Origin of the sequence: Streptomyces hainanensis (genome assembly GCF_004348415.1) — a bacterium.
In the GTDB taxonomy this organism is placed as follows: domain Bacteria; phylum Actinomycetota; class Actinomycetes; order Streptomycetales; family Streptomycetaceae; genus Streptomyces; species Streptomyces hainanensis.
The window spans coordinates 1-4,863 of sequence record NZ_SMKI01000528.1 but is presented as its reverse complement, the minus strand read 5'-3'; the positions used below and the strand labels follow the sequence as shown (position 1 = coordinate 4,863).

Sequence of the window (4,863 nt, the reverse complement as noted above, 5' to 3'; positions counted from 1 at the left end):
CAGATGTCTATAAGAGACGGGCTCGGCGGGGGCCGGCGGCTGGGCGACCGCCTCGACCGGTGCCTCTTCCAGAATCAGGTGGGCGTTGGTTCCGCCGATACCGAAGGCGGAGACGGCGGCCCGGCGCCGCCGATCGCCGGTCGGCCAGGGCCGGGCCTCGGTCGCCAGCGCCACGCTGCCCGACGTCCAGTCCACCAGCGGGGTGGGCCGGTCAACGTGGAGGGTGGGCGGCACGGTGCCGTGCCGCATCGCCAGCACCGTCTTGATGACGCCCGCCACCCCGGAGGCCGCCTGGGTGTGGCCAATGTTGGACTTCAACGTGCCAAGGAGGAGCGGGCGTTCGGCCGGTCGGTCCTGGCCGTAGGTGGCGAGCAGCGCCTGCAACTCGATGGGGTCGCCGAGGGTCGTTCCGGTGCCGTGCGCTTCCACCACGTCGATGTCGGCGGGTGCCAGGCCCGCGTTGGCGAGCGCCTGCCGGATCACCCGCTGCTGCGAGGGGCCGTTGGGCGCGGTCAGGCCGTTGGAGGTCCCGTCCTGGTTGACGGCGCTCCCCCGCACCACGGCGAGGATCCGGTGGCCGTTCCGGCGGGCGTCCGAGAGCCGTTCGAGCAGGACCATGCCGGCGCCCTCGCCCCAGCCGGAGCCGTCCGCCTCGGCCGAGAACGACTTGCACCGCCCGTCGCGAGCGAGCCCGCCCTGCCGGGAGAACTCGGAGAACACCAACGGTTTGGTCATCACGGCCACTCCGCCCGCCAGGGCGAGGTCGCACTCCCCGGCGCGGAGCGCCTGGGCCGCGAGGTGCAGAGCGACGAGGGAGGAGGAACACGCGGTGTCCACCGTGACGGCCGGCCCTTCGAGGCCCAGCGCGTAGGCGATCCGGCCGGAGAGCACCGCCATCGAGCCGCCGGTGATGCCGTATCCGGCCGTCGCCTCGGAGAGGACTTCGGTCCCGGGGGCGGCGTCCGCGCCGGCGCCGGCGTAGACGCCGGTGCGACTGGCCCGGAGCGTCTCGGGGCGGATGCCGGCGTGTTCCAGCGTCTCCCACGCGGTTTCCAGCAGCAGCCGTTGCTGGGGGTCCATGGCCTGGGCCTCACGCGGGGAGATGCCGAAGAACGCCGCGTCGAACGCGCCGGCGTCCTCGACGAACCCGCCCACGAGCGGCACGGCACGACCCTCCTGCTCGGCGTCGGCTCCGTAGATCTCACGTGCGATCCAGCCGCGGTCGGTGGGAAACGGCTCGATGACGTCGGTGCCGTGGGCGACCAGTTCCCACAGCTCCTCGGGATCGGTCACGCCACCGGGCAGGCGGCATCCCATGCCGACGATGGCGACCGGCTCGACGCGCGCCGACTCGGCGAACGCCAACCGCTCCCGAACCGACCGCAGGTCGGTCATCGCCTTCTTGAGATAGCGGCGCAGCTTCTCCTCGTTCGCCGCACTCGGCATGTCCATCAGCCCCTCATCGTTCTGCGGAACGTCGCTCATCAGGAAATCCCGAACTCGTCGCCGAGCATGCGGAAGAGGTCGTCGTCCGACGCCTCCTTGAGTTCGGTCGCGAGTTCTCCTCCCTCCAGATCCAGATCCAGGTCCTGGCCCGGCCCGGCGGACCGGCGCTGCAGGCCGGTCAGCAGGCCGGTCAGTCGGGAGGCCACCTGGGCGCGGACGTCGGGTGCGTCGCCGACCCCGACCAACGCGGCCTCCAGCCGGTCGAGTTCACCGAAGATCGAGGTCTCCGACGGCTCCGCGCCGCCGATGACCTCCTGGCTCAGCCAGCCGGCCAACGCCTCGGCGTTCGGATGGTCGTAGACCAGCGTGGCCGGCAGCCGCAGCCCGGTGCTCCGTTGCAGCCGGGTCCGCAGGGACAGACCGGTCAGTGAGTCGAAGCCCATCTCCTTGAACGGCCGCCCGGCCGCGACGTCCTGTGCCGAGTCGAACCCGAGGACCGCCGCGGTCTCGTCGCGCACCAGGTCAAGCAGCGCGGCGCGCCGCTCCGGCGAGCTGAGCCCGGCGAGCCGGTCCTGGAGCGCGACGGCGCGCGCGGTGTCGGGCTCGGCCCCGGTGTCGGCGGGTTCCGGCCGCTCGGTGGCCTGCCGCACCTCGGGGATCTCGGCGAACAGGTTGCTGGGCCGGATCGCGGTGAAGGCGCGGTGGAACGGCGCCCAGTCCAGGTCGAACAGGATCAGCGCCGTCTCGTCCGGGTCGAGTGCCTCGGCCATGCCCTCGACGGCCAGGTCGGTCGCCATGCGGCGTATCCCGCGGCGGGTCAGGTAGTCGCTGGTGTGCCGGGGGGCGGCGAGGCCGGTCCCGGCCCAGGGGCCCCAGTTGATGGTGGTCGCCGGTAGCCCGTCCGCGCGCCGCTTCCTGGCCAGTGCGTCGATGTGGGCGTTGCCGGCCGCGTAGGCGGCCTGCTCGGCGCTGCCCCAGATGGCGGAGACGGACGAGAACAGCACGAACGCGTCCAGCGGGGTGTCCCGCAGCAGGGCGTCCAGATGGGTAGCGCCCAGGGTCTTGCCGGACGTGATGGTGGCGAACCCGGCGAAGTCGCAGTCGGCCACCGGTTGGTCGGCGCCCAGGCCCGCGGAGTGCACGACGGCGCGCAACGGATATGTCGCCGGTATCTCGGCGATGACCCGGGCGAGCGCCGAACGGTCCGCGATGTCGCAGGCCACGATGGTGACCTCGGTGCCGAGGGCGCGCAGTTCGGCGGCGAGCGTCTCCGCCCCCGGCGCCTGGAGTCCCCGGCGGCTGACGAGCAGCAGGTGCTCCGCGCCGCGCCCGGCGAGCCAGCGGGCGACCCGGCCGCCGAGCGCCCCGGTGCCGCCGGTGATCAGGGTGGTTCCGCTGGTGCGCCAGCCGCCGTCGGCACGGGGTGACGCCTGTCGCGGGGCGCGCTCCAGCCGCCGCACGTGGGCGCCGCCCGGGCGGATGGCGATCTGGTCCTCTCCGTCCCGCGCGACGAGTGCCGCGCAGAGCCGCGCGACCGAGGGCTCGTCGGGGGTGACCGGCAGGTCGATGAGGCCGCCCCAGCGTTCCGGGTGTTCGAGGGCGATGACCCGACCGGCCCCCCAGGTCTGGGCCTGGACGGGGCTGACGGATCCCTGGGTCAGGGCGGCGGGGATGGCGCCGCGGGTGGCGACCCACAGCGGCGCGGCCAGGCCGAGTTCGCCGATCGCCCTCACCAGGGCGATCTGCGCGGCGAGCCCGGTGGGCAGGGCCGGGTGCCCGGGGTGGGGGCTCTCGTCGAACGCCAGCAGCGAGAGCAGCCCGGTGGGCGGCGCGCCGTCTCCGAAGGTGTCGCGCAGCCGGGCGGCCAGCCGGTCGGGGTCCGTGGCCTCGGGTCCGAGGGTGAGTACCAGCGGGGTGGCTCCGCGGTCGGCGAGTCCGGCCCTGGCGGCATCGACCCAGGGGTGGCCGGCGTGGGCCTCGGGTACGAGCAGCAACCAGCGGCCGGTGGGCACGCCTGCCGCGGTGTCCTGGCGGGGGTGCCAGCTCTCCCGGTAGCGCCAGGAGTCGAGGCGGGCGCGGTGCGCGCTGCGCCGCCGGAAGTCGGCGAGGGCGGGGAGCAGGGCGTTGGCCTGTCGCGTGTCGTCCAGGCTCAGCAGACGGGCGAGGGCGTCGGGGTCCGCGCTCTCGACGGCGGTCCAGAGGAGCCGTTCCGCGCCGTCGCCGGAGTGGGTCGATGTCGCGGCGGGTGGCGCCTGGTACCAGTAACGGCGACGCTGGAACGGGTAGGTGGGCAGTTCGGGGGGCGGTCCTTCGGGGCGCCACCCCAGGGTGGTGGGCGCGGTCGCGGGGGCCGCGCCGTGGACGTGGAGTTCCGCGAGGGCGGTCAGCAGGGCGACGGGCTCGGGGGTTCCGTGCCGTAGGGCGGGAACGGCGACGACCGCGGCGTCGTCCTTCGCGAGGCTCTGGCGCACGAGCGGGGTCAGAACGGCGTCGGGCCCGAGTTCCAGGTAGGCGGTGACGCCGGCGTCGCGCAGGGTGCGGACGCCGTCGTGGAAGCGGACGGTCCGACGGAGGAGTTCCGTCCAGTAGTCGGGGCTGGTCAGCTCGTGGTCGGTGGCGAGGGTGCCCGTGACGTTGGAGACCAGGGGGATCGTTGGCGGCCGGTAGGTGAGGGTGGCGGCGACGGCCCGGAACTCGGCGAGGATCGGGCTCGCGTGCGGTGAGTGGAGGGCAGGCGGGGCCGCCAGCCCGCTGGCCAGCCCGCTGGCCGGCACGCCGCGTTCGGCGAAGTGCGCCGCGATCCGCTCGACGGCTTCGGCGTCCCCCGCGATCACGGTGTGCTCCGGGCCGTCGACGCTGGCGATGTCGACCAGGTCCCGGCCGTCGCCCAGCACCCGGGCGACCTCGTCCTCCGACGCCCGGAGGGCGATCCTCAGCCCGCCGGGGGTGGCGCTCCACGTCAGCCGGGCTCGGGCGGCCACCAGTGTCACCGCGTCGGGCAGCGTGAGGACGCCGGCGAGATGGGCCGCGGTGAGTTCGCCGCCGGAATGGCCCAGCAGGTGGTCGGGGGTGATCCCGGCCCCGGTGACCACCCGGTGGAGTGCCACCTGCAGGGCGAACAGGGCGGGTTGGGCGTACCGCGGCTGCTGGATCAGCGCGGCGTCCGGTCCTTCGGGATCGGCGAACAGGACCTCGGTGAGCGGCCGATCGAGGTGGGCGGCGAAATGCTCCGCCACCTCGTCGACGGCGGTGGCGAACGCGGGATGGTCGCGGTACAGCTCCCGGCCCGTGCCGGCCCGTGCTCGTGTCACTGCGTTTCGCGTCACCGCGTTGCGTGCCACTGCGTTGCGTGTCACTGCGTCGCGAACCGGGTGCACCATACAGCGACACCAAATCGTCAGCTTTGCGCCGAATTTA

General features: G+C 74.0%; 2 protein-coding genes. Both read right to left on the bottom strand.

All coding sequences use genetic code 11. The features are described from left to right. Positions 1-1,485: type I polyketide synthase (locus E1283_RS31765; protein ID WP_279571306.1), on the bottom strand; the 1,485-nt coding region annotated here is incomplete at its 3' end. Continuing rightward, complete coding sequence (locus tag E1283_RS31760) at positions 1,485-4,757, bottom strand: SDR family NAD(P)-dependent oxidoreductase (protein WP_165956317.1); 3,273 nt, start codon at positions 4,755-4,757, stop codon at positions 1,485-1,487. The genes E1283_RS31760 and E1283_RS31765, both read right to left, overlap by 1 nt. Between the last annotated feature and the right edge of the window lie 106 nt (positions 4,758-4,863).